General features: G+C 36.8%; 21 protein-coding genes and 1 pseudogene. 2 read left to right on the forward strand and 20 right to left on the reverse strand.

The window, feature by feature from the left end:
* Window positions 1–6: 6 nt before the first annotated feature.
* The 4 genes and pseudogenes from PP175_RS26780 to tnpA form a co-directional block, all read right to left on the reverse strand.
* On the reverse strand, window positions 7–726 hold the full coding sequence (locus PP175_RS26780; protein WP_272444139.1) for a hypothetical protein: 720 nt from the start codon (window positions 724–726) through the stop codon (window positions 7–9).
* Window positions 727–1,012: 286 nt separating this feature from the next.
* Complete coding sequence (locus tag PP175_RS26785) at window positions 1,013–1,378, reverse strand: hypothetical protein (RefSeq protein ID WP_272444140.1); 366 nt, start codon at window positions 1,376–1,378, stop codon at window positions 1,013–1,015.
* Between the two features lie 320 nt (window positions 1,379–1,698).
* Window positions 1,699–2,776: pseudogene (locus PP175_RS26790) on the reverse strand (RNA-guided endonuclease TnpB family protein).
* A gap of 5 nt (window positions 2,777–2,781) precedes the next feature.
* Window positions 2,782–3,180, reverse strand: a complete 399-nt coding sequence (gene tnpA, locus PP175_RS26795) for an IS200/IS605 family transposase (protein ID WP_272444141.1) — start codon at window positions 3,178–3,180, stop codon at window positions 2,782–2,784.
* Between the two features lie 406 nt (window positions 3,181–3,586).
* Here tnpA and PP175_RS26800 point away from each other — a divergent pair, with 406 nt between their 5' ends.
* The gene (locus PP175_RS26800; RefSeq protein WP_272444142.1) at window positions 3,587–4,972 is read left to right on the forward strand and encodes a hypothetical protein; all 1,386 of its coding nucleotides are present in this window, start codon (window positions 3,587–3,589) and stop codon (window positions 4,970–4,972) included.
* Window positions 4,973–5,053: 81 nt separating this feature from the next.
* Here PP175_RS26800 and PP175_RS26805 read toward each other — a convergent pair whose 3' ends face one another.
* The 16 genes from PP175_RS26805 to PP175_RS26880 form a co-directional block, all read right to left on the reverse strand.
* The gene (locus PP175_RS26805; RefSeq protein WP_272444143.1) at window positions 5,054–5,395 is read right to left on the reverse strand and encodes an ASCH domain-containing protein; all 342 of its coding nucleotides are present in this window, start codon (window positions 5,393–5,395) and stop codon (window positions 5,054–5,056) included.
* A 4-nt stretch (window positions 5,396–5,399) separates the two neighbouring features.
* Window positions 5,400–5,534: a hypothetical protein gene (locus tag PP175_RS26810; protein WP_272444144.1), complete on the reverse strand. Its 135-nt coding sequence runs from the start codon at window positions 5,532–5,534 to the stop codon at window positions 5,400–5,402.
* A gap of 18 nt (window positions 5,535–5,552) precedes the next feature.
* On the reverse strand, window positions 5,553–6,371 hold the full coding sequence (locus PP175_RS26815; protein WP_272444145.1) for a hypothetical protein: 819 nt from the start codon (window positions 6,369–6,371) through the stop codon (window positions 5,553–5,555).
* Window positions 6,372–6,668: 297 nt separating this feature from the next.
* A complete protein-coding gene (locus PP175_RS26820; RefSeq protein WP_272444146.1) occupies window positions 6,669–8,039 on the reverse strand; it encodes a hypothetical protein in 1,371 nt (456 codons plus the stop codon).
* A 223-nt stretch (window positions 8,040–8,262) separates the two neighbouring features.
* Window positions 8,263–9,435: an RNA-guided endonuclease InsQ/TnpB family protein gene (locus PP175_RS26825; RefSeq protein ID WP_272444147.1), complete on the reverse strand. Its 1,173-nt coding sequence runs from the start codon at window positions 9,433–9,435 to the stop codon at window positions 8,263–8,265.
* Between the two features lie 356 nt (window positions 9,436–9,791).
* A complete protein-coding gene (locus tag PP175_RS26830) occupies window positions 9,792–11,120 on the reverse strand; it encodes an ISL3 family transposase (RefSeq protein ID WP_272444148.1) in 1,329 nt (442 codons plus the stop codon).
* 41 nt (window positions 11,121–11,161) lie between these two features.
* Window positions 11,162–11,728 (reverse strand): hypothetical protein, encoded by a 567-nt coding sequence (locus PP175_RS26835; RefSeq protein ID WP_272444149.1) that lies wholly within the window; start codon window positions 11,726–11,728, stop codon window positions 11,162–11,164.
* A 29-nt stretch (window positions 11,729–11,757) separates the two neighbouring features.
* Window positions 11,758–12,129 carry a hypothetical protein gene (locus PP175_RS26840; protein WP_272444150.1) on the reverse strand — a complete coding sequence of 124 codons (372 nt, stop codon included), beginning with the start codon at window positions 12,127–12,129 and terminating at the stop codon, window positions 11,758–11,760.
* 96 nt (window positions 12,130–12,225) lie between these two features.
* A complete protein-coding gene (locus PP175_RS26845) occupies window positions 12,226–12,438 on the reverse strand; it encodes a hypothetical protein (protein ID WP_272444151.1) in 213 nt (70 codons plus the stop codon).
* Between the two features lie 87 nt (window positions 12,439–12,525).
* Window positions 12,526–13,308, reverse strand: a complete 783-nt coding sequence (locus PP175_RS26850; protein ID WP_272444152.1) for a hypothetical protein — start codon at window positions 13,306–13,308, stop codon at window positions 12,526–12,528.
* A 123-nt stretch (window positions 13,309–13,431) separates the two neighbouring features.
* On the reverse strand, window positions 13,432–14,562 hold the full coding sequence (locus tag PP175_RS26855; protein WP_272444153.1) for a hypothetical protein: 1,131 nt from the start codon (window positions 14,560–14,562) through the stop codon (window positions 13,432–13,434).
* A gap of 252 nt (window positions 14,563–14,814) precedes the next feature.
* Entirely contained in the window at window positions 14,815–15,783 is a 969-nt protein-coding gene (locus tag PP175_RS26860) for a metal-dependent phosphohydrolase (RefSeq protein ID WP_272444154.1), read from the reverse strand.
* 265 nt (window positions 15,784–16,048) lie between these two features.
* Window positions 16,049–16,528, reverse strand: coding sequence for an HD domain-containing protein (locus PP175_RS26865; RefSeq protein WP_272444155.1), 480 nt, complete (start codon window positions 16,526–16,528; stop codon window positions 16,049–16,051).
* Entirely contained in the window at window positions 16,525–17,733 is a 1,209-nt protein-coding gene (locus PP175_RS26870; RefSeq protein WP_272444156.1) for a serine/threonine protein phosphatase, read from the reverse strand. Before PP175_RS26870 ends, PP175_RS26865 begins: the two co-directional genes overlap by 4 nt.
* A 356-nt stretch (window positions 17,734–18,089) precedes the next feature.
* Window positions 18,090–19,073: a DUF262 domain-containing protein gene (locus PP175_RS26875; RefSeq protein ID WP_272444157.1), complete on the reverse strand. Its 984-nt coding sequence runs from the start codon at window positions 19,071–19,073 to the stop codon at window positions 18,090–18,092.
* A gap of 14 nt (window positions 19,074–19,087) precedes the next feature.
* Complete coding sequence (locus tag PP175_RS26880; protein ID WP_272444158.1) at window positions 19,088–19,549, reverse strand: hypothetical protein; 462 nt, start codon at window positions 19,547–19,549, stop codon at window positions 19,088–19,090.
* Between the two features lie 248 nt (window positions 19,550–19,797).
* On the opposite strand from PP175_RS26880, the gene PP175_RS26885 reads away from it, so the two are divergent.
* Window positions 19,798–20,211, forward strand: a complete 414-nt coding sequence (locus PP175_RS26885) for a hypothetical protein (RefSeq protein WP_272444159.1) — start codon at window positions 19,798–19,800, stop codon at window positions 20,209–20,211.
* Window positions 20,212–20,267: the final 56 nt, after the last annotated feature.

Below are 20,267 nucleotides of genomic sequence, written 5' to 3' on the forward strand. Positions count from 1 at the left end.
TTTTCTTTATTTGGATTGTGTTTGTGTAAGTGAAACCCCATTTGGATTATAAAGCAAAGCTGTTGTCAAAGGCGTGGAATATTGGTTAACATCAGCAAAAGCATAAACCACATTTTGATACATAACAAATGTATAGCAATGTAGAGCGTTTCCTATGTCATTTTTGTGATTCTGCACAACATTTATCATGAATTGCTTTTTATCCGTGTCCGAAAGCCCTTTAAAGGACTCCCACAAGGTTTGCGTAGGGATTTGGATGAACATCACGGCTTGCGACGGTTGAACCGCTGTAGAGCTTTGATTTGCACCATTTAACACGATTCGATTTGTATTCTGTTCTAACTGTTGAATGGTAAGGGTGTTTGTATTGGATGTCGTGGTGTAGGTTGGCGTATAACTTGAACTCGGTATGTAAGTCGTGGAGTAAGTCGAAGATGGGAAAGTATAAGAAGAAGGCAAGCTTCCTCCATAATTAGCAGGAGGCGTCACTTTCGTCCCTTCTTTCCCCGTATATGGGTTCACATTTCCTGCTGTAGACCAATTGTTATAGAAATTGCCATCTGGACTAGAACGGTAATGCGGTGCTACATAGGTTCCATCTTTACGAGTATAACCTTTTACATGAACCACTCCTCCTTTTGCAAAAGCATCGACAGGAAATCCAACAAGCAGAATAGCGACGATAAACAAAGCCCAAAATCTTTTGAAACCCTTTGTAACCTTCAATGTATCTACCCCTTTTAACTAAATTTGTTACCTTCTAATTATACAATATTTTCCTCTGTTTTTTATCTCCTTTTTTGTGGGCTTCTTAATTTTTCTTATGGACGTTATCCATGTACAGATGACGGAACAAAACAAAAATGGAGATTGCCTATGATGATATTGATTGGGTATATGACTACAGCTTTACCGATGTATTTGGCACGAGATTTTTCTTGTTCCAGTTTAGTAAATGAACCCTATTATACAAAAAAGAGGATGGATACGATTTAAATATCCACCCTCTTTTCTATTCTTCAATCAACTTTTCCAGTCTCTTTATCAAACGTTCTACGCTCTCTTTATCCACGCTCATTGCCTGTTTATCCGTAATCGAGGAGGTATCTTCACCCTTCAACCACTTCCACAGATAAAAGGCTTCATAGCCTCTCGATTGTTGAATTTCAGGTGCGTAAATTCCTCTGCCGACACCCAACGCTAGAATTTCCTTTTCTGCTTTTTCAATGATTTGACGTATCTGATACCCGACATCTTCATTGGCTTCGATTTCGTTAAATACGGCATCATCTGTAATATGCATAAGCTGTAACAAATAACTGCGCATATAGTTCTCAGTTGATTTTGTTAGTACCTCTTCAATGTTAATGTTTCTCACATCTATTTTCTCCTCTATTTTTTTGTCATCCAGTTATTAAATGAATCTCTACACAACTCCCACTACAACCAGTGGTTGGCAAGCACTATCTCAATATGAAGTAGTTGTAGGAAAAAGGTTTAAACATAATTTGTGTCGTCTACATTTTTAATACGTTATAATAGTTGAGACTCCCACGGCTGTAAGCCGCAAGCCCTACACCTTACGGTGTGACGGGTGGGATTCTTGAATGACTAAGCGTTCGCAGTCCATTTCTGTTTTGAACAGCCTTCAAGATGAGGGCATCTCATTGCCCCTCCTAAGACAGTGCGTATAGCATCTTAGGCTGATTGACTGTTACCATCAACCACAGGTGCATATCGAATATTCATAGCACCGACTGAATCGCGATGTTTTTCGAATCCGCATTTACACTTGTATTTTCTGTCTTGTGCCTTGTTTTTTTTCAGAACATTTCGGACATGTCTGGCTTGTATACGCAGGATTCACAAATTCAACTTGAATACCTTCCAAATTCGCTTTGTATTCGATGAATTGAGATAAGCGATAAAATGACCAAGTATGCAGATTCTTTTCGTTTTTACGGCTTGTTCTTGCCGTCTGTCTGATGTTCGCTAATTGCTCCAAGCGAATGACAGAAATTTTATTGTCTTTTGCAAAATTTACGACGGCACGACTCACTTTATGGTCTTGGTCTTTCATCCAGCGTTGTTCCTTATCTTTTGAACTGCGAATGGCATTTAACTTTTTCTTTTTGCCTAATACTTTGCGTTCAGAACGGTACTTACGCTTCATGTACTTGTTTTGCCTGCCGTTCCCAAAAAAGCGTACCTTTTCATCATCTGTGACAGCAACCGCAGGAACTTTTAAACCTAAATCGACACCCATGACTTTTAAGCCTGTTCCTTCAACGGTAGGAATAGTGACAGAAATTTGGGCAATCCATTTATCTGCTTTCTGTGTGATTCGAAGCGTACCTAATTTGTGTTTCAGCAAATTAAAATTGCGATTTTCTTTATCAATCATCAAAGCACGAATAGGTGTTTTAATTGCCTTTCCATCAATCATGATAGGCATTGAAATGTGCGTGAAGTCAAACGAATAGTTTTGGTTGTTCCAAATGCAGACAGGTTTTTTCAAGACAGGAACGGTAGTGAATTTGCTTTTCTTCACTTTCTTAAACACGCTTTTAGCGTCCTTGATAGCTTGATTTTTAACGGCACTTGGCAAAGAAGCTGAAATATCTTTACTTGAATTTTTTGTGCTTTTCTTTTTAGCAACCATTTCAAATACAAGCGAGTTGATGGTGGAAATGTATTTTTTACTCATTTCCTGCAAGATATTTGCCTGTTCTTTTGTCGGAAGCAATTTGATTTTAACTGTGATGGTCTGCGACATAGCATTCACCCCCTTGTCTTTTGTTGTTCGACATAACGCTTTATCGTTTCATTTGATACATTACCTGCGGTAGAAACAAAATAGGAGCGTGTCCATAGACTGGGCAAGTGCCGAAGGTGCGGAAACTCTTCACGCAATTTTTTAGAAGTCACTCCTTTGATTTTTGCCATAATATCAGCAGGACTGAGTGTAGGTAGTGCGTTGAGAAACATATGCGTATGGTCTTTGTCACATTCTAAAGCGACAATAACGATTTTTAGTTCTTCACATATTTCTTGGACTAATTGTTTGAATCGTTTCTCTACATAAACATGAAGGAATATTTTCCTTCTATATCGAGGGCAGAAAACGAAGCGATAGTTGATTAATGATACGGTTGTGTTTGTTTTTCTGTATTCGTTCATATACACATTGTTTCAGTTTATAATTATAAACTGAAACAGATATACAATAAATATAAAGTGGAATTTTCAGATACTTGAAGTACCACCAAACCTTGTGGTTTTTAGTGGCACTCCGTATCTGACCTCACTTTCATCCCACCCCTAAAGGGGGTGCTATCACACCGTAGTGGCCTTTCTCGTTCGGAAAATCTGTAAGCCCATTTAGAAGCTACTTTTTTATAGTTCTATGATAACACACTAAAACCATTTAGTAAATTTTATTTTACATTTAAACATATAAGGTCCCTCACCTAAAAACGGTGAAAACTGGACTACTAATTGACATTTGATTATCGATTGCTATACTAGAAAGGACAAGAGTGGTAAATTATTTTTTACATTGTCATGATATGACGGGGGTATAAAGGTGAAGAAAAACATATTGACTGAAGCCAAGATAAGGAAGAATCGGACAAGAGGCACGGTTGAAATGATACTCGAACGAGTAACCAACATGGATTTGAGTTCTCTCTTGTCTAATATCTTTATTCACACGGATAATCCAGTAGCAAAGGAATTAACCCGAAAATATGAATCGCAGTTGATTCTAGCTGTAGAAAACCCCGAAGAATTTAAAAACAATCTACACGACTTCTATTCCGAAACGGCTCGTTACATTAAGAAAAACCAATTGTTTGAGGAGTTCTTTTCATTTTGTTACTTTGTATACTCTTCACTTTCCGCAAAACAATCTGATATAACGGTGGATGTACCAGAGGCTTTATATGCCTATTATGACATTCTCTTTCAGCAAATGAATTATTTTGTTTCACACCCTAAACTTGTGTACGGATTGGACAAGAACGGAAAACCAATGGCAAGAAATGAACCGTTCCCTTACTTAGATACCGTGATGATGTCGCTATATGAACAGATGGACAAGAAGATGAAACCAGAAGACGTATATAAACGCCTGAATAAACTTGGCTATAACATAAAAAATGAACAGCAATTTATGTTTTACCAAACTAGTGACCATTTGCTGACGAACATGATTCTCGTCATGGCTTATTTTATAAACGAAGACACTATCCAAATTAACCCGAACAGTTTATATTTGGTGTCGCAGGGAATTTCAAGCCCAGACAGTGCTTATCCGACGGATATCTATAAACAACTCTTAAAAGAAAAACGGTATTTTCTCCCCAAAAAAGGAGTCAAATCGATTTATCAGAACTGCGGAGAAATCCAAGAGATTTTTTACCAGGAAGTCTTTACCGATAATCGCATTGTGCTTCTTTATAAAGTAACCGCCACAGATGGTAAAGAGTTCTCAGGATTCTACGATAATAAGTTGGAATTATTCTTTTCACCTTGGAAGGATACGAGACAAAAAATGGGTGAAATGATTCATCTTGATATGGAGAATTTCATATTGGAGAATTATTGTTATCTGACAACTGACATCAGTGAAAGCCTAAAAGAATTAGGGATTGGAAAACGGTTGTATTTAAAAAATGAGGTTCCCCTCCTATCCTTAAAACCGCTCCCTTCCGTCGAATTTCTATATGAAGAGGAAAGCGAAAATGAGAAAAGTGGCAAAGGAACAGGACAAAATTTTAGACTGTTTGATAAACAAAAGTATCAAGAGTCTATCACGCATATGAACCCTCAAATCAGACGACTTCCTGAAGGCTGGAAAGCCTCTGAAGAAGCGATGGCGCTCGCCAAAGAGTATCATTTCGTTCTGCGTGAAGGTGAAACATTTGTCCGTCCCTTTGAGCGAAAATCCTATAAGAAAAAAGCTAAATAGAAACGGTAGGCTCTAAATAAACAAAAAAAGGCGTGGGAGGAGACCTCCTACGTCTTTTATTTGCTCTTTATCTCTTCCATATTAAGATAGATTAACCCATATCACGGCTCCTAGCGGGTGTTGGTACGGCAGAGGCTCCTTAAAGGGTTGTGGATTGCCTAACACCCAAGCGTGAATCCTTTTGTACGGTAACGGGTTTATATCGGTATTAGGGATACAGTGGAGATGCTCACTGTGTTGGTATTCCTCTTCTGTTAAACGCCTGCTGTCCAACACCTCTACTGTACCCCATACACAACCTGTACCGCTCTTAATCAACGCAATCTTTCCTCGAATGGTTGTGTGTGAACCTCGTATTTCCCAAGGCTTCTTCCCCTCTAAAATCAGGTCTATCCAGGGTAATTTTACAATTAGCCCTTTCATGTACCTACGAACCCTGCCGTTTTTCCCCAAAATGTTCAAGGACATCCTCTACAAACTGTTTCACTTGTTTGGATTTTGCGTAATTACTTTCACGTATGTGCTCCATGACAGAAGCTAACGTTTCGACATCAATACCCATGTTCCATTCTCCTTTTTATCATCGCATTTTCACTTGATACAGAACAAAGCTAATCACAAAGGTTATGAACGAAAATAAAACCGCTATGCTTGAAAAAGCCAATACATAAGCATTATATGTACTGATACTGACAATTAAGTTGTAACTGTTGAGATGAAGTTGAGTGGCAACCAAATTAAACAACACAATCAGGATGTAAATCGTGATAAGTCCACCCGTCGCTCCTTTAATATCCGCCTTGCTCAATGCAATATGAGACGAAATACAAACGGCAAGATAGATAAACAACCAAAAGAGTGGGTTCATCAAATTGTGGACGGTAAACAAGCTCTTTGCGATTGCCATCATTGATACACCTAACATTTTTAAGAAGTTGAGATTTATTGCTTCTGATGTCACATGATATACCAATAAGTTCTTAAATGTTTCATAAGAATGAGGAACCAGGAGATACATGCAGAGAATTAGAGATGCAATCCCACTAAAGATGGGACCTATTCCAATGAAGAAGTTGCCCACACGTTGATATAGGCTCAACCGATTGTAGGAATGCTCCACAAATCCCAAAACCCCATTCGGGTCATTTAGTTGCAACCAGCGCACTTTTGTTACCCGATGCCGCCATACGAAACACTGGAATAAATGTCCATTTTCATGAATTGGGGTTCCTATCCAAGCGGTAGCAAGTATCGCCTTTTGTCCAAAAGCTCGACCTAAATACGCATTTGACCTTTTTTCTAGTTCCCCTAACAAAAACCCAACCCCGATTAATGCTCCGACTAAATAAAGCATTTCGATTAAACTTAATCCTAATAATTGTACCCACGATGTATTCATCTTATCTTACGTCTTCCTCTCTGCTCTCTTGCTTTTTAGTATCTATCTCTTTTTAGCGTGGAGATTATTTTTTTTCAAATTCTTCTGCTGTATCCTGTATTTTTTTACCGTCTATCAATATTTCCGTATCATCGGAAACCCATCCATAATCGCAATCAAGTCTTTTTTCGTTATCATATTATGTTTTTGTAAATTATTTTTTACATTTACATATATATATGATATATCTTATATCTTTTATTGTCAAGACAAAAAGAAAAACCCATCTCAATTCGAGACAGGTTTTGTTCTCTATTTTTACTCTAAATTTTGTAAAAGTTGATAAGCGACTAACAGTTGTTTTTTCCCTGTTTCCGTCCGTAGATAACGGATGTCCAAATCTCCAAGTCGCACGCGGTCATTGGAATCACAGTCCTTAAATCGTAAAAACAAATCAATGGCTCGGTCTTTGTCCTTGATTTTTTTCATCTGATGGATTTTACGTAATCCTACTTCATCCCGAATCGCATGATAAATCATAATGAATTTGACAATTTCAAGGTCTTCATCAGTAAGACCCTTCCCTTTCAAGTTGAGCTTCTCCATTTTTAAGACACTCTTCATTCCATGCCCTTCATCTTCATAATCATGTGTACGTCCGATATCATGCCAAAGGGAGGCATAAGCTAAGATTCGTGTATCAGATGTACTTAAACTATCCAGGTAAGACATCAATAAGGCATGGAACAAAACCCGTTTGATATGACGCTTGCCATGAATGCCTTCTGGTTTATGAAACCAACTGGATTTAAGTTGGCGGAAAGCGAAATCTTGATACATATCAATATATCCCGCTTTTTTTAGTTCTTCGATTAACTCTTTATCTAGGTTATAGAAACCCATATCGTGAATATTTTCTACATGTTCAGGAAGTACAAGGATTTCTTCTTCATCCCTTCTCCGAATGTAATCCACGACATGGTCAATATGAACCTGCGCTTGGTAGATTTTACTCTCTTCTGAATTGAATCGCACAGCAAACTTTGTCGCTACATCGAAGTCCAGCGTCCATGAATACGCCTGTGTTACGTCTGCAGAAAGGTCTTCTACCCCACGATAGACGGTTACATAACCATTTTCATCCGTTAACAAATCTTTTGTAAATAACCTATCGGGATTAGACGCAAAAAGTCCACGAATAATGGACTTATCAATATCTTGAAAACCATATTCACTCTTTATGTAGCGTGAACGGAATACGTTATATCGTTGTTCTGTTGGAATGTCATCAAGATGGGTTAGATAATGGTCAAAAGCAAATTGAGCATGGATAACAGCATAAAACTGTTCGTATTGCCCATTATCCCAAAGTTTTTTCAACGAATGTTTCTGCTGTTCTGCAGTTTCTTGCACACGAAATTCCTGAATGACTTGTTTCCTTAGTTCTGGAACGGGAACATAAGCGTCACCATCAATATACCAATAAGGGAATAGTCCAGATTTAGAGATATAAACCTTATCAGGAGACAATCCTTCCTCTTTTAGCATGTGTCTTATCTCTTCATAACTTTCAATTAACCCTCTCATACTCTTGATACGAGCAAAGGTATCTTCACGTAACGGTAGCAAATCCTTTTTTCGCAGTGGGCTTTTAATCGAGTGAAAGAGGGATTCTGTTTTTTCGCTCATGAGTTCATTCTCCATTCTCTATTCCAGGCTTTTGTTAAACCCTAATTTATTATGAATCTCCCACCACTTAGCAAAGCTTGAAGTTGGGGTTTCTTCTCTTTCAAGTCAAGAAGTTCCTAAAAGACCTTCGGTCTTTTGCTTTCACGAAGAAAGAGATTCTTCTCGTCTCTATAAGAAGCAACATCTTTCGATGGGTGGATTCGCACCTTCTACTACTCCCCAACTATGCGGGTCGTAGATACGTGGGAAGAGCTTCCACTTCCCAAGGTTCAAATGAACCTCGTAATGATTCACTCAATATATTTTTGGCTCCGTGAATATCTCGGTGAGAGGTATACCCACAGTGACAACGATAATTTCGAGTGGACACTTTCTTTTTTCGTTTACAAACAGGACATGTTTGACTGCTATAGGCTTCACTTACAAAGAAAACTTTAATTCCTTGAGTATTTCCCTTGTATTTCAAATACTCTTTGGTTTTGCCAAAACTCCAATTAGATAGTTTCTGATTGGTCTTTTTGCGTTTCTTTTTCCTGGTATTTCGTTGTACCCCTTCAGGATTGCCGACATAGATATCGGAAATCTTCTGTTGGATACACCAATCCACAAACGCTTTGGTGGTTTTGTGTAAGGCATCTCGCAATTGATGTTCGCTTTTGGAAAGAATGTACCGTTTTGCTCGTTGGTACTTTTTCCATTGGCGAGAACCTTTTTTACAATGACTTTGACGTTTTTGGAGTTCGCCTATTTTTTTATTACGCAAACGGTGCAGACTTCGCATCTTACGACCTGACACCAGAAGGCTTTCTCCATTTTCACAAAACGAAGCGATGGTATGGATTTCTCCCATATCTACGGCACAAGAAAAACCTTTTTCATAAGGTTGTTCCTCTTGTCCATCTTCGTAAGAAACAGATAAATAGAGTCCATTATCATAGCAAAGTTCGATTTCTTTGATATCGCCTTTAGGAAGGTGTTTGGCATGTAATACCAAGGGAGGAACACGTTTCCCGTGGAATATCCCTAATGACAACGAAATCGTGCCGTTATCTGAAATGGAAAAAGCTTTATCTACCCATTTCGTATTGAAATGATTCTTCATTTTATGAGGATATCGAGCCGTTTTAATTCCTTTTTGAATGGCTTTGTGGGTACTCTCTCTGGCATCCAAATATTTATGAGCCACCGCTTGAATGCTCTGACTATGAAGACGATATTTCCCTTTAAGATGTTTTTGGAGTTCTGATTTTGCTATCCATTTTTTGTGAGTAAGGAAATAATTTTTTGCTTCCACAAGACAATCATTCCAAATCTCAGCAGAAATACGGTTACACTCAAACAATTGCTGAATAGTACTTGGAGAAGCAGAAAAATAAATCTTTTGCCCTCGATACATAGGGATGATTCACCTCCTTTTGTATGAATTTCTATTATTATACAAGAAAAAAGAAAAGCGATTCATCCCCCACCTATAGAGGAAGGGGACTTCTCGCAAAACATGTTAAATCACTGGTACTCTTTGCTCAGGTACTTCGTATGTATATGCATATTATAATTTAATAATATAACATAAATATTTAATTGTAAATTTTATTTTACCAGCATTTCCATTGATACATATAATAATAGGGAGCATAACAGCCCCCTTTATTATACGGACACTAAATTCTGTTGTTTTTGTTGCAACAGTTTTGTATAGCGTTCAATAGGGGGGAAATAATCTCCCCATTTTTATTTTAGTAGATGGTTGTTTTATAGTTTATCTTCTTCAATCCATTGAACCAATTTTTCCAAGTCCACACCAAAATCTTTCGGACTTTCATAATTGGAAATTGAGTTATAGAACAAAGGTGCTTCCATCATCTTTAACATCCTCGATTCCACAAAGGCTTGCCTGTTGTAGGATGGTTTGGTTTTCTTTTTCACACCCTCCGTAAGGAGTATCTTGGCTCGTAATGCTTCAAAGGAATATCCTCTACCCAAACGATTAATAACACGAATAAGGCTGTTTAAAGACTCTGTATAAGCGTTGGTAATAGGATGGTCAAAATAGGCAAATATTTCATCCTCCCAATTTTTTAATGCTTTGGTGAGTGGCAGAAAAGCATCTTTTAATTCGCTTGTAATACCCTTTTTCCATTCTTCTAATCGTACTTTTGCCATTGTCTTTGATTCACTATCCCAAACCTTATAAAAACCTTCTTTGAGGTCATAGACTTGTTGTAGAATAGGGTATTGTGTTGACCATACTTCTAATAAGAGTATTTCACGCTCGGTAAGGTCGTGATTTCGCTTTAAGAGGACAAATCTATCGTGCATAAGTTGTCGCCTTTGTTTTTGTGTTAAATCGGCTCGTAATTGCTTCCTAACTGTCTCTAAGCAATCATTAGCCATTCTAACAACGTGAAACTTATCGACTATGATTTTAGCTTGTGGTAAGACTTCTTTAACAGCATCACGATAGGGATTCCACATATCCATTGTCACATAACGAATACGCTTCTTATTCTCTAAATGGTGTAGATAACGAATAACAGTTTCCTTATTACGATTAGTAAGCATATCAACTAAGGTACGTTGCTCTATGTTTGTGATAACACATCTCGCCTTACTTAATATGTGAATTTCATCAATTCCTAACCATTGAGGTGTTTCTATTCTGACTTGTTCTTCTAAGCGATTAACGTACTCTCGAAAGATAGAACGGATGGTTTTTTCATCAACACCCAATTCTTCTGAAAGGGAAACGAATGTACGTTTTAATGATTGCTTTTCAATAAAATCTACCAATCTCTTTGTCATAAACCTTCGTTCATCCATTACATCTTCATATTGTTCTCGGAAGGTAGATTGACAGCTTCGACATTGGAAGCGTTGTTGTTCCATAAAAATACCTACACGTTTTGCGTGAATAGGTAAATCCATATATAATTTTTGTTTCTTTCCGAATTTCTTTAAATCAGAAAAACCACATTCTGGGCAAAATAAAGGCGGTGTTGGTCGCACCGCTGATATAGCATAATCATGTTCATTTTCTTGTATTTTGGTAACTTGGATATTAGATAAGTTAAGAATGTCCATTGAGATGCGTTCCTCTCTAAACTATGTCTGTAGCAATAACACTATAAATAATCTACTAATGCCTTTGACTCACTTATTAGCAAAAAGTTAGACATTATAAATTCGTCTAATTCTTTTCTTGTAATCCCATCAAATTCATTTTTATCTTTAACACGAATTAGCTTTCTGAATGCTTCGTAAAGATGGGAATAATGTTCTTTAATCACTAATCTAATCGTGTGCCAGTGTTCTCCTAAATCACATGGGTAAAATTTTTGAGTTTTTTCATCAAATACTCCCAAACCAGCATGACCTTTTTTAATATAGTCATTTTCTAAATCACGAAACCTTTGTGACCCATGTACTATTTCAAATATTGATATAAAGTCATGTTCATAATCTGTAAATGTAATTTCTTCATAGCATTCTTTTTTCACAAATTCATATAGGATAGAGTTTAATTCATCATCTATCATTGTTTTCAAAAACTCGAAATTAGCAAATCTGCGAGCATCAGTTTCCTTTTTTCCTTCATCAGTATCCAAATATTGTTCAATAAATATTTTCATTAACTCTCTAACTATTGCTAATGGTTGATATTTAAAGTGTATTTTTTTTGTTTCCCTCAACAAATTTTCCTCCCCATCGAACTACGACATTAAATAGTTTCTTCAAGACGCTCGAAGGTCTGACTTTGATTTGTAAAATATGCAGTTTCACATAATGTGAATTGAACGAATAACCATGAACCACCTGTTCCTTGATTCATTCCATTAAAATCTGCATCTACATATATTTTACCTATCAAAGTTCCACCAATTATTGAATCTTCATTATTGAGAAAAAAGGACTCTTTCATTACTTCAAATTCTTCATCAAAAATGACATTTACTATGAATTTTAGTTCTTTCAAATTTTTCTTGCCTTTATAGTAATTAAGTTCTCCTTCTTCATTTCTTTTCCATTTATGCTGATTATTAAAGTATCTATAAATCATCTTCATTCGTTCAGTAAATTGATTTGAGTTCAATATCAATCACCCTCTTTATGTCATTAAGAATATATTACCATTAATTAGATAAGACAGCAACCAATTAATCCGATTTTATAACCGATTACATTGAAACTACAAATCTTTAAAACAACCAACTATTCCGAAGAGCCTAATTTTAACAGCATACACCTCTTTATACCAATTCCCCTTCTCGTCCAGCCTTGATTTAAGGGAATCTACGAGACCTTGCAGTTTATCTCTTCTTTTTATTTCTTTTTCTAGGGTCTTTTTTATCTGAGTGGGTGTATCCAGTTTTGCTTTTTTTGAAAATAAAAAACTAACCATGTATTTTATCGTTTCCCTTTCTTAGGCTTATATTTTTGTACTAATATTATATCTTATATTGTATTTTTGGTTAATTATATTTTACATTTAGTGTGTCTGACCCTCTTTAGCCATACGCATGTCATTTTTAGCCCGTTTGGAAAGTAAATCGATGGTTTGCAACTGGCTATTTAAATACCTTTTTTTATATTCCTTCATCTTTTTTAACGCCATTTTCTGTTCTTCAACTAAACCAGCCTTCGTTAATTCAGGGTAGTACGGTCTAAATATATTGGTGGCAATATAATAACAGATTTCATTTACCGTATCGTTTTCCAGCTTCTCGTCCAACTCCGTAAATACAGGAAGATATTCTGGATGCCCATAAAATCTGTCAATGAAATAGACAACGTTTAGCTTTTCTTCGTTTTTAACCAAAAAAGCCATATCTAAACGCTTGTTTAATTTCTCTGACAACTTATGAAACACTTCCTCTTTACTGGATAATTCGTGGTATTTTTGAATGGGTTGAAACCATTCTGGGAACTCATAACTATCTAGGACGATATCGAAATAACGAATACTCTTTCGGTTATATGCCATTCTAATTTTGTTAATCTTAAAGTTAAGGTTATTGCTTAATCCTTGTTTTCTTGCAATATCTACAAGATGTTCAGATAAAAAGAGATACAGCTTGTTTTTATCTCGTTCTTTAATCCAATTCCATACTGTTTTTTTATGTTCACTCCACACTTTACGTGGATAAAAATAATCAATAAACAACGCCAAGTTTCCCATCGAAACGGTGTCACTTTTCATCAGTTTTGTGTCTACTAACAAACGAACCCATTCAAAGAATTCTTTTCGAATGAAAGAAATATTTTTTTCCAAAACAGTCACCTCTCTCTTTTTTATTATGATAATGGTTTGATTAAATAATGATTCCATCATGAGAGGTGAAGCCTGTTTGAATACAAAAAGAACCCCTTTTACAATAAAAGGGGTTCTCATGCTTTAAGCTGACATTTTATTCAGTGAAACTTTTCGTCCACTCTCTGTCTCAAACGTCGTACCTTCTAGAGAATCATACATTTCCAGAAGTTCTTCTTCCGATAATGGACTGGATTGCAAGTTAATCGTGTGTTCAATTTCTAATTCTTTCGCATATCCATAAATCACAGCCGTGATAATCTCGCCTTCTTCTGACATGAAATCATAATTAGGGCTGAATTCCAGCATGGCTAACATTGATTTTCGAATGTCTTCGATTTTCGGATTGTTAAAGATGTTCTTTTGCCCAATCCGTTTGGCAGAACTTTTAACGGCTGTCAAAGGTTTGCTACCTGGTTTTTGATTCTTTTGAATCGCAACAAGCACCTTATTGATGTTTTCAAATGCATCATTTAGTGTGTTTCCTACAATTTCATAGAGCGTAGAAACCGTATCCTGATTTAAGCCATCCTTTATTTGGTCTTGTATGTCTTTTGAGAACATATCTAAGTTTTCCGTTACAGGGAAGGCTTTTGCTCCAACCGTCATGTAAAAACTGTCGGCATATTCCGTTTTAGAAGGAATCCTGGACATGATGGTCTGAAACACTTTATCCTTGTCAATCGCTTGAAGGTCATCAAGCGTATTTTTGAGAAGCTCTTTGAAACGTTCAATGAGGAAGTCCCATTTCGCTAAGATTTCATCTCTTGTTTCAAAGTACTCTTTCTTTTTGGTCTCTACAAATTCAACGAATGTGTTGTAGGAATCCAGTGTCATAAACTTGTAATCATATCCGATGGCATTACGTTTCCGATTCATCCGTACACCGTTGTCAATTTTAACGAGCTTGGCTTCGTACTCTTCAGGAATGAAGCTGATTTTTCCCATTTGCATGTGCTGTTTGAAAAACTCATTCACTTCGGTTCCTTTTTGGGTCAAATCGACGCCAAACAACTTAGGTGAAACTTTCACGTAATTGCGTTTGCGACCAATATGTTCCTGAACAATTAAGCCTTGTGTTCGAAGGTAAGAAGATAGGTCTTCTATTCCAACTGAAACGCCATCTTTTTGTAAACCTGCAACCAATTCCTCTGTCTTCTTTGCATCAAATCCAATATTGTTAACATCCTTAAATGTAGTAATTGGGTTTTTCATGTAAACCTCTCTCCTTAATAAGTAAAATTTTTCCTTTTTGATAATTAAACGACTGTTTAAATAAGTAAGTTTAGAAAGGGATGTGACTCCCTTTCCCCTAAGTTTGTATCATGGTCTAAACCAAGTTTATCGTGAAAACAAGATGGCTACACAAGGTAATGCACATAAAAGAAACATCATCATTACAAGTGTTCGAATTTCTTCCATTATTATCATCCCCTATAAGTGATTGATTGACCCGTCTCTTCCCCACTATTCTTCGTCAAAGATTCCAAGAAACATGGTTTTTTCAAACAACTTCATAAAGGACTGTTCTGCACCCGCATGACGGTCAAGATATTCAAAGTTTGACATCTGAACATCCAAGGATTCAATCAAGTGAAACGCTACGGCTTCTCGTGAACGTGGGATGAACAAGGCTCCAAAGTTTTGTCTACCTTTTGCAGAACCAACAACGTGTTCGAGCATCATTTTTTGCTCTTCAGGAAGTGAACTTTTATCCAGTTCTTGCAGAACGATTTTCATTGTTAAGTAGCTATCCTCAAACAGTTCCCCTTCTTGCGTTTTCTCAATCTTATGTCCATTGAATTTAAACGCATGAATTTTACCGATATTTACAAGGATGCTTGCAGTAACAAGGAAATCCACATTCAGTTTAGAAACGAAGTTATCTATGTTATGATTCCAAGCCGCCAATGTATGGGCAACCGCCTTTGTCAAACGAATGAGGCGCACCGTTTTAGCAAGTAAACCACCCTCAAAGGAATATCCACTCATTTGTGTGGCTGGAGCTTTAAAGAACCCCTCTTTAATGTCATCTCGGTTGAACAGTGAAATCAGAAGAGCATGAAGCTCTTTATCCTTCATTTCCTTTAAGACTTCCCGCAATTCTTGCTTCAATCCTTCAATATCCACATAGGTTTCAGTAGGTCGCTCCACTTTTCCGATGGACTTAATATCAACGTTGATAAATTCACCGTTTCTTGTGGCAACCACTTCCGCCTGAACATAATCTCCATTTTCAATTTCAGCAATAACAGGACTAATCGGTAGATTGCGCCATACCCGTTGGGTTGCCATAGCTGTACCGTCACTGATTCGAACAAAATCGTAATCACCGTTGCTGGCGTTTTTGACTTGTTTAGCGAATTCCCCTACGATAATCGCTGTTTCCCCATCTTTTAAGTCTTGTACTTTAACCTTTGTAATTGTGTTTTCCATTTTTTATTATCTCCCTTTTGAAAGTATGTAAACCTGTTAGATACAAAACAACATGAGATAACCTTAATATACATTTTCGTACAATAATTGTCAATTATTTATTACAAAATAATTTTACTAATGTATATTAGATTAACCTTTATTAAGTAAAATACAACGTTTCACCTTCTTTTTAAGTTTTTATATTTTAGTGTTTTCCCAACAGATTATTCAAAAGGAGTATCCAAGACTCAAAAAAAGAAACCAACCCAAATTGGGTCAGTTTCTAAGCGACAGTTTTCTTTAGTTCATCTAAGGCAACATGGATATCCATTTCGAATGGTGTACCCTTTGCCAATTCCACATAATAGGCTTCCGTTTCCTTAATGTATTTACGGCGGAAGGATTCGCTTGCTATTTTTGCGGTCAATAAGTTATGGAGTCTATCCGCTAACTTTACCATCTTCGCCAATTTATTTTTTCGAATCCCTTCGATATAACTTTCCATGACATAGCCTTTAAACTTCGTCAGCAGATTTACAGCAGTTAAGACTTCCTGGTTGCTGTGTAACAGAATTTCTTCATCTGTAGCATCGGTATCTTCCTTTAGGTCATGAAACATGGCAACAAGCGAGTAATTGCCTCGAAATCCTTTTTCATACAACAGCATGGCAACCGCAATCGGGTGAGTGGCATACGGCTCCCCACCGATACGTTTTTGATTCTTATGTTTTTCAAAGACAAAAGGAATGGCATCGACAATCATATGGCTTTCTCCTCCACTGGTTTATACACGGTATTTTTGAGAGATACAAAAGAAAATCCTTCTTTAGTTAAGACGGCGGAACGTAGTTCACCTCCTCGCTCAACTGCACCTTCTAAATTAAAGCTATGTTGGTATGCATTTGTTGGTTTAAGAAAGAAATTTCGATGTCCGTGAATTTGGTAGTGCAACGTATTTTGTTCGTTCTTATCAAAAAATTCATCAATTTGGGTTTGATAATCACCGACACCTTTAATGAGTTGGTCAGCCGATACCCAATTGAGGTTTGATGGGAAAGACGGAAGCCCACCGTGAGTCACCAGCACTTCTTTTCCTTCATACCTGTAATAAACCGCCTCTTTTAATCCTCTGCAAAAGCATTGAACCTCTTTTCGGCTTATCTGATTCTTTTCTAACTCGATTCGTGTTTGCGTTTCAAACACACTTGAACGGGCGGTTTCGTTATTCGCCCAATTCCATAAATATTTTTCGTGATTGCCTTCTAACAAAACCACGTTTTGCTTATGCCGAATGGATAAAAGAAACGACAGAACTTTGGCATTTTCCAATCCTCTATCAATGTAGTCACCCAGGAAGATATAGAGTTCATCGTCTTTGATTCCATCTTTTAGATACTCCATTAACACTTGATACGAACCATGAATATCTCCAATATGATGAACTTTTTTGTAGAAAGAGTAATCAATGGGTTGCAGTGTTAACACATCGTCGAAATGTTCATAGTCTACAACATCCATATCAGCAGGAATACGTTGGCTTTTAAAACGCATAAAACATTTTTCAATATGTGCCTCTGGGATTCGTTTATACTCTTCTCGTTCCCTGTTTCGTTTGAGTGCCACTTCTAGAGGAATGGAAGTAAAATCAACGACCACTATTTTATAACGATATTTATCCGCTAGTGCTTTGTATGTAAGCATATCGGAAAGTTTGGAATGCGTCGCATCTACGATAACAAAATCACCATTTTGCATTCGCTTTTCCAATGCTACATAAAGTAAATGCCAAGCGTCTTCCCGCCCGTATGACTGCGACACACCAAAAGAACCGTCGAGTGTTAAAACAGGCGATTGCAAAATCATTCGAAATGTATCAGAGGCTAATGTATAATGCTCCATATTGTGTTTTTTAATCAGGGTGCTTTTTCCGACACCTGGTGCTCCACGCATGATTAGGAGTTTTCGCATTATCCTACTCCTTTCTCTTTCACAGCTTACTTTTTTATCTCTATTTTACTGTAATTATTATATCACCTTATTATTTTTACGTAAATTTATTTTTACATAATGCCAAATAGTTATACCATTCTATTCGTAACACTCTTTCCTTTTTATTGAGAAAAAATGTTACAGTCTGTATGATTTGTTCATTTATTAATATGAAATAGTATGAATAATATCACCCTATTTCTTGTTGTCTTCATAAAAAAGAGGCGAACGAATCACCTCCATCGTGTGCTGTATTATAGAGTTTGAAACCTAACGCTATAGGAAAAAGGAAGGCAACAAAAAAGCACTCTCAATGAGTGCTTGTCCGTTCCAATTTACATGGTGCTCACTTGCTCGTAAGCGGAGAAGGATTCAATAAAAGCTCGATTGATTTCAGCTAACCTCTTTTGTACATTTTCTTTTTTGGCACTACCACTTTGGCTGGCTTGTGAGTACAAGCTTTCCTTATCTAAATTCTTGAAGAATTCATCTGCCCATAGCCCAAAGTATTCTGGTGTAATATTCTTCTCTTGTGCAGATTTTACGACATGATAAAGCATGGGAAGGTGGATTTTCTTTAAATATTTCCGTTTCTTGTCAAAGGCTCTATCCATAAAGTCGAGTGTTGAGACCACTGTTTCAATTAAGGATTCCTCAAAGGTACGTCCTCTTTGTTGCTCTACAAACGTCCGAACCTCTTTACTGCTTAATCCTGTTTCTTCGTTACCCGTAAGCATCAGAAGATGTAAAACGGCTTCCTGGTCATTATAGCGATTGGCGGATATATTGGATTTTTTAAAGAAATCATGGTTGGCTACCGTCTCTACGGTTTTCATGTTTTCCGTACCTAATAATACCCTTGTGCTTTCAATCGGCTTTAATGGAACCCCGTTGTTCAAACGGAAAAACATCTCTTCTATTTCTTCATCCGTAATATCTTCAAAGCGTGTGATGATAAGCGTCGCACTTAATAACGACTTTTGATAGTCTTCTGGAAGCTCTGAGAACTGAAGACCAACGATTTCATCCCCATCGACATCGGGCGTTTTTTCAGATAATGCATATTCATCGTTTAAATAGGCGATTATCGAAGACATTCTTTGTTTACCATCGATGAAATAATAGATGCCATTCTCAAATTTCGCGAAAAACGGGGGAATCGGAAATCCCATAATGAGACTTTGTATAAGAAGCGATTGTCTATGCTTGTCCCATATGTTTTTCTTTCGCTGTATGGCAATATCAAAATTCATTTTACCGTTCTCTGCCATCTTCGTAACTTGCTTAACCGTCCAAGGGATAGAATTCTTTTTCAACATCTGCATTCCTCCTACTAGAATGATGTTCGTGAGTCGATAAATGTCTTCAGGGCTTGTTTTCCTACTGAAAAATCTATGTTGGACTGGCTGATATAATCCGTTTCTTTATCATACAGTATAACCGAAAATGTATCCTGCGTAGACAAACGCTCTAATGCTTTTATGTGCGCCTCATTTTTGAAAAACTCGCATTCTACGAAGGGAGAATCGAACTTAATTTGCGTCACAGTGACTTCGTTGGTTTTAACCTCGGTGGTTTCAATCGGGGAAAAATCTAACCGTAGTACATAGGCATCCTGTTCCTCATAAAAACTAATCGTAGTGGCTACTTTTCCAATCAACGATTTCAACAAGGCTTTTTCATGTTGATAAAAAAAGACCAATTCTTCTTGTCCATTAGGCATAGAAAGTGGCAAAAAAGATAAAGAAGGATATGGGTTTTGATGTAAAAATTCAAGCATCCATTCAGGTAACATACTTTCGTCATCCCATCTTATTTAGTCCGTTCTTGTTTTCTCCATTATAGCATCATCGACCATATGAATGTAATCCCGTGAATCGGTTTGCCTCTCACACAATATTTGGCTCCTTTTCTCTTCCTCTCATTTTTTTAATTATAGACAAGTCTGGTCATGAATAGAATACAACATACGAAAAACAAAACAGGTTTATATAGCTAAAACTTTTATCAGAGAAGACTTTTTACTTAGGGAGGATTTTTATAATGGAAAAAGGAGCTTATTACACTCAGAGCGTGAATTACGCAACCAAATATCAAGAACAGGTTTCGTATATACAACAAATGGAGACAAAGTATCAAAAAACAAAGATGATTCGCAGAATCGTAATCGTATCTTTGATTATGATTGCGCTGTTTACATTGTGTAGTTTTGCAAAAGGTTTGGTTCATAAACAACAAGCTCAGATAAATACAGCTTATGATAAAGAACTTCAAAAGTTTGAAAAAGTGCAGGTTGTTATTCAAAATGGCGATACTGCTTGGTCAATTCAATCGAAATTAACACCGAACGAAGATGTTCGTAACATGCTTCAATTGGATGCCTACATCAACCACGTAAACATTGGGGGTTTAAAAATGGGAGATGTGATGACTTTTGTAAAAGCCAAAAGTAAATAACACAAAAAAAGAAACCGCTGGATTCCAGCGGTTTTTCTTTTTTGGATGAATTTCGT

Origin of the sequence: Aneurinibacillus sp. Ricciae_BoGa-3 (genome assembly GCF_028421645.1) — a bacterium.
GTDB lineage: Bacteria > Bacillota > Bacilli > Aneurinibacillales > Aneurinibacillaceae > Aneurinibacillus_B.

Coding starts and splice junctions, on each gene's coding strand:
- tnpA (WP_272444141.1), bottom strand. CDS start 3,180: ATGAACGAATACAGAAAAACAAACACAACCGTATCATTAATCAACTAT.
- PP175_RS26805 (WP_272444143.1), bottom strand. CDS start 5,395: ATGAAAGGGCTAATTGTAAAATTACCCTGGATAGACCTGATTTTAGAG.
- PP175_RS26810 (WP_272444144.1), bottom strand. CDS start 5,534: ATGGGTATTGATGTCGAAACGTTAGCTTCTGTCATGGAGCACATACGT.
- PP175_RS26815 (WP_272444145.1), bottom strand. CDS start 6,371: ATGAATACATCGTGGGTACAATTATTAGGATTAAGTTTAATCGAAATG.
- PP175_RS26820 (WP_272444146.1), bottom strand. CDS start 8,039: ATGAGCGAAAAAACAGAATCCCTCTTTCACTCGATTAAAAGCCCACTG.
- PP175_RS26825 (WP_272444147.1), bottom strand. CDS start 9,435: ATGTATCGAGGGCAAAAGATTTATTTTTCTGCTTCTCCAAGTACTATT.
- PP175_RS26830 (WP_272444148.1), bottom strand. CDS start 11,120: ATGGACATTCTTAACTTATCTAATATCCAAGTTACCAAAATACAAGAA.
- PP175_RS26845 (WP_272444151.1), bottom strand. CDS start 12,438: ATGGTTAGTTTTTTATTTTCAAAAAAAGCAAAACTGGATACACCCACT.
- PP175_RS26855 (WP_272444153.1), bottom strand. CDS start 14,562: ATGAAAAACCCAATTACTACATTTAAGGATGTTAACAATATTGGATTT.
- PP175_RS26860 (WP_272444154.1), bottom strand. CDS start 15,783: ATGGAAAACACAATTACAAAGGTTAAAGTACAAGACTTAAAAGATGGG.
- PP175_RS26865 (WP_272444155.1), bottom strand. CDS start 16,528: ATGATTGTCGATGCCATTCCTTTTGTCTTTGAAAAACATAAGAATCAA.
- PP175_RS26870 (WP_272444156.1), bottom strand. CDS start 17,733: ATGCGAAAACTCCTAATCATGCGTGGAGCACCAGGTGTCGGAAAAAGC.
- PP175_RS26875 (WP_272444157.1), bottom strand. CDS start 19,073: ATGTTGAAAAAGAATTCTATCCCTTGGACGGTTAAGCAAGTTACGAAG.
- PP175_RS26880 (WP_272444158.1), bottom strand. CDS start 19,549: ATGTTACCTGAATGGATGCTTGAATTTTTACATCAAAACCCATATCCT.
- PP175_RS26885 (WP_272444159.1), top strand. CDS start 19,798: ATGGAAAAAGGAGCTTATTACACTCAGAGCGTGAATTACGCAACCAAA.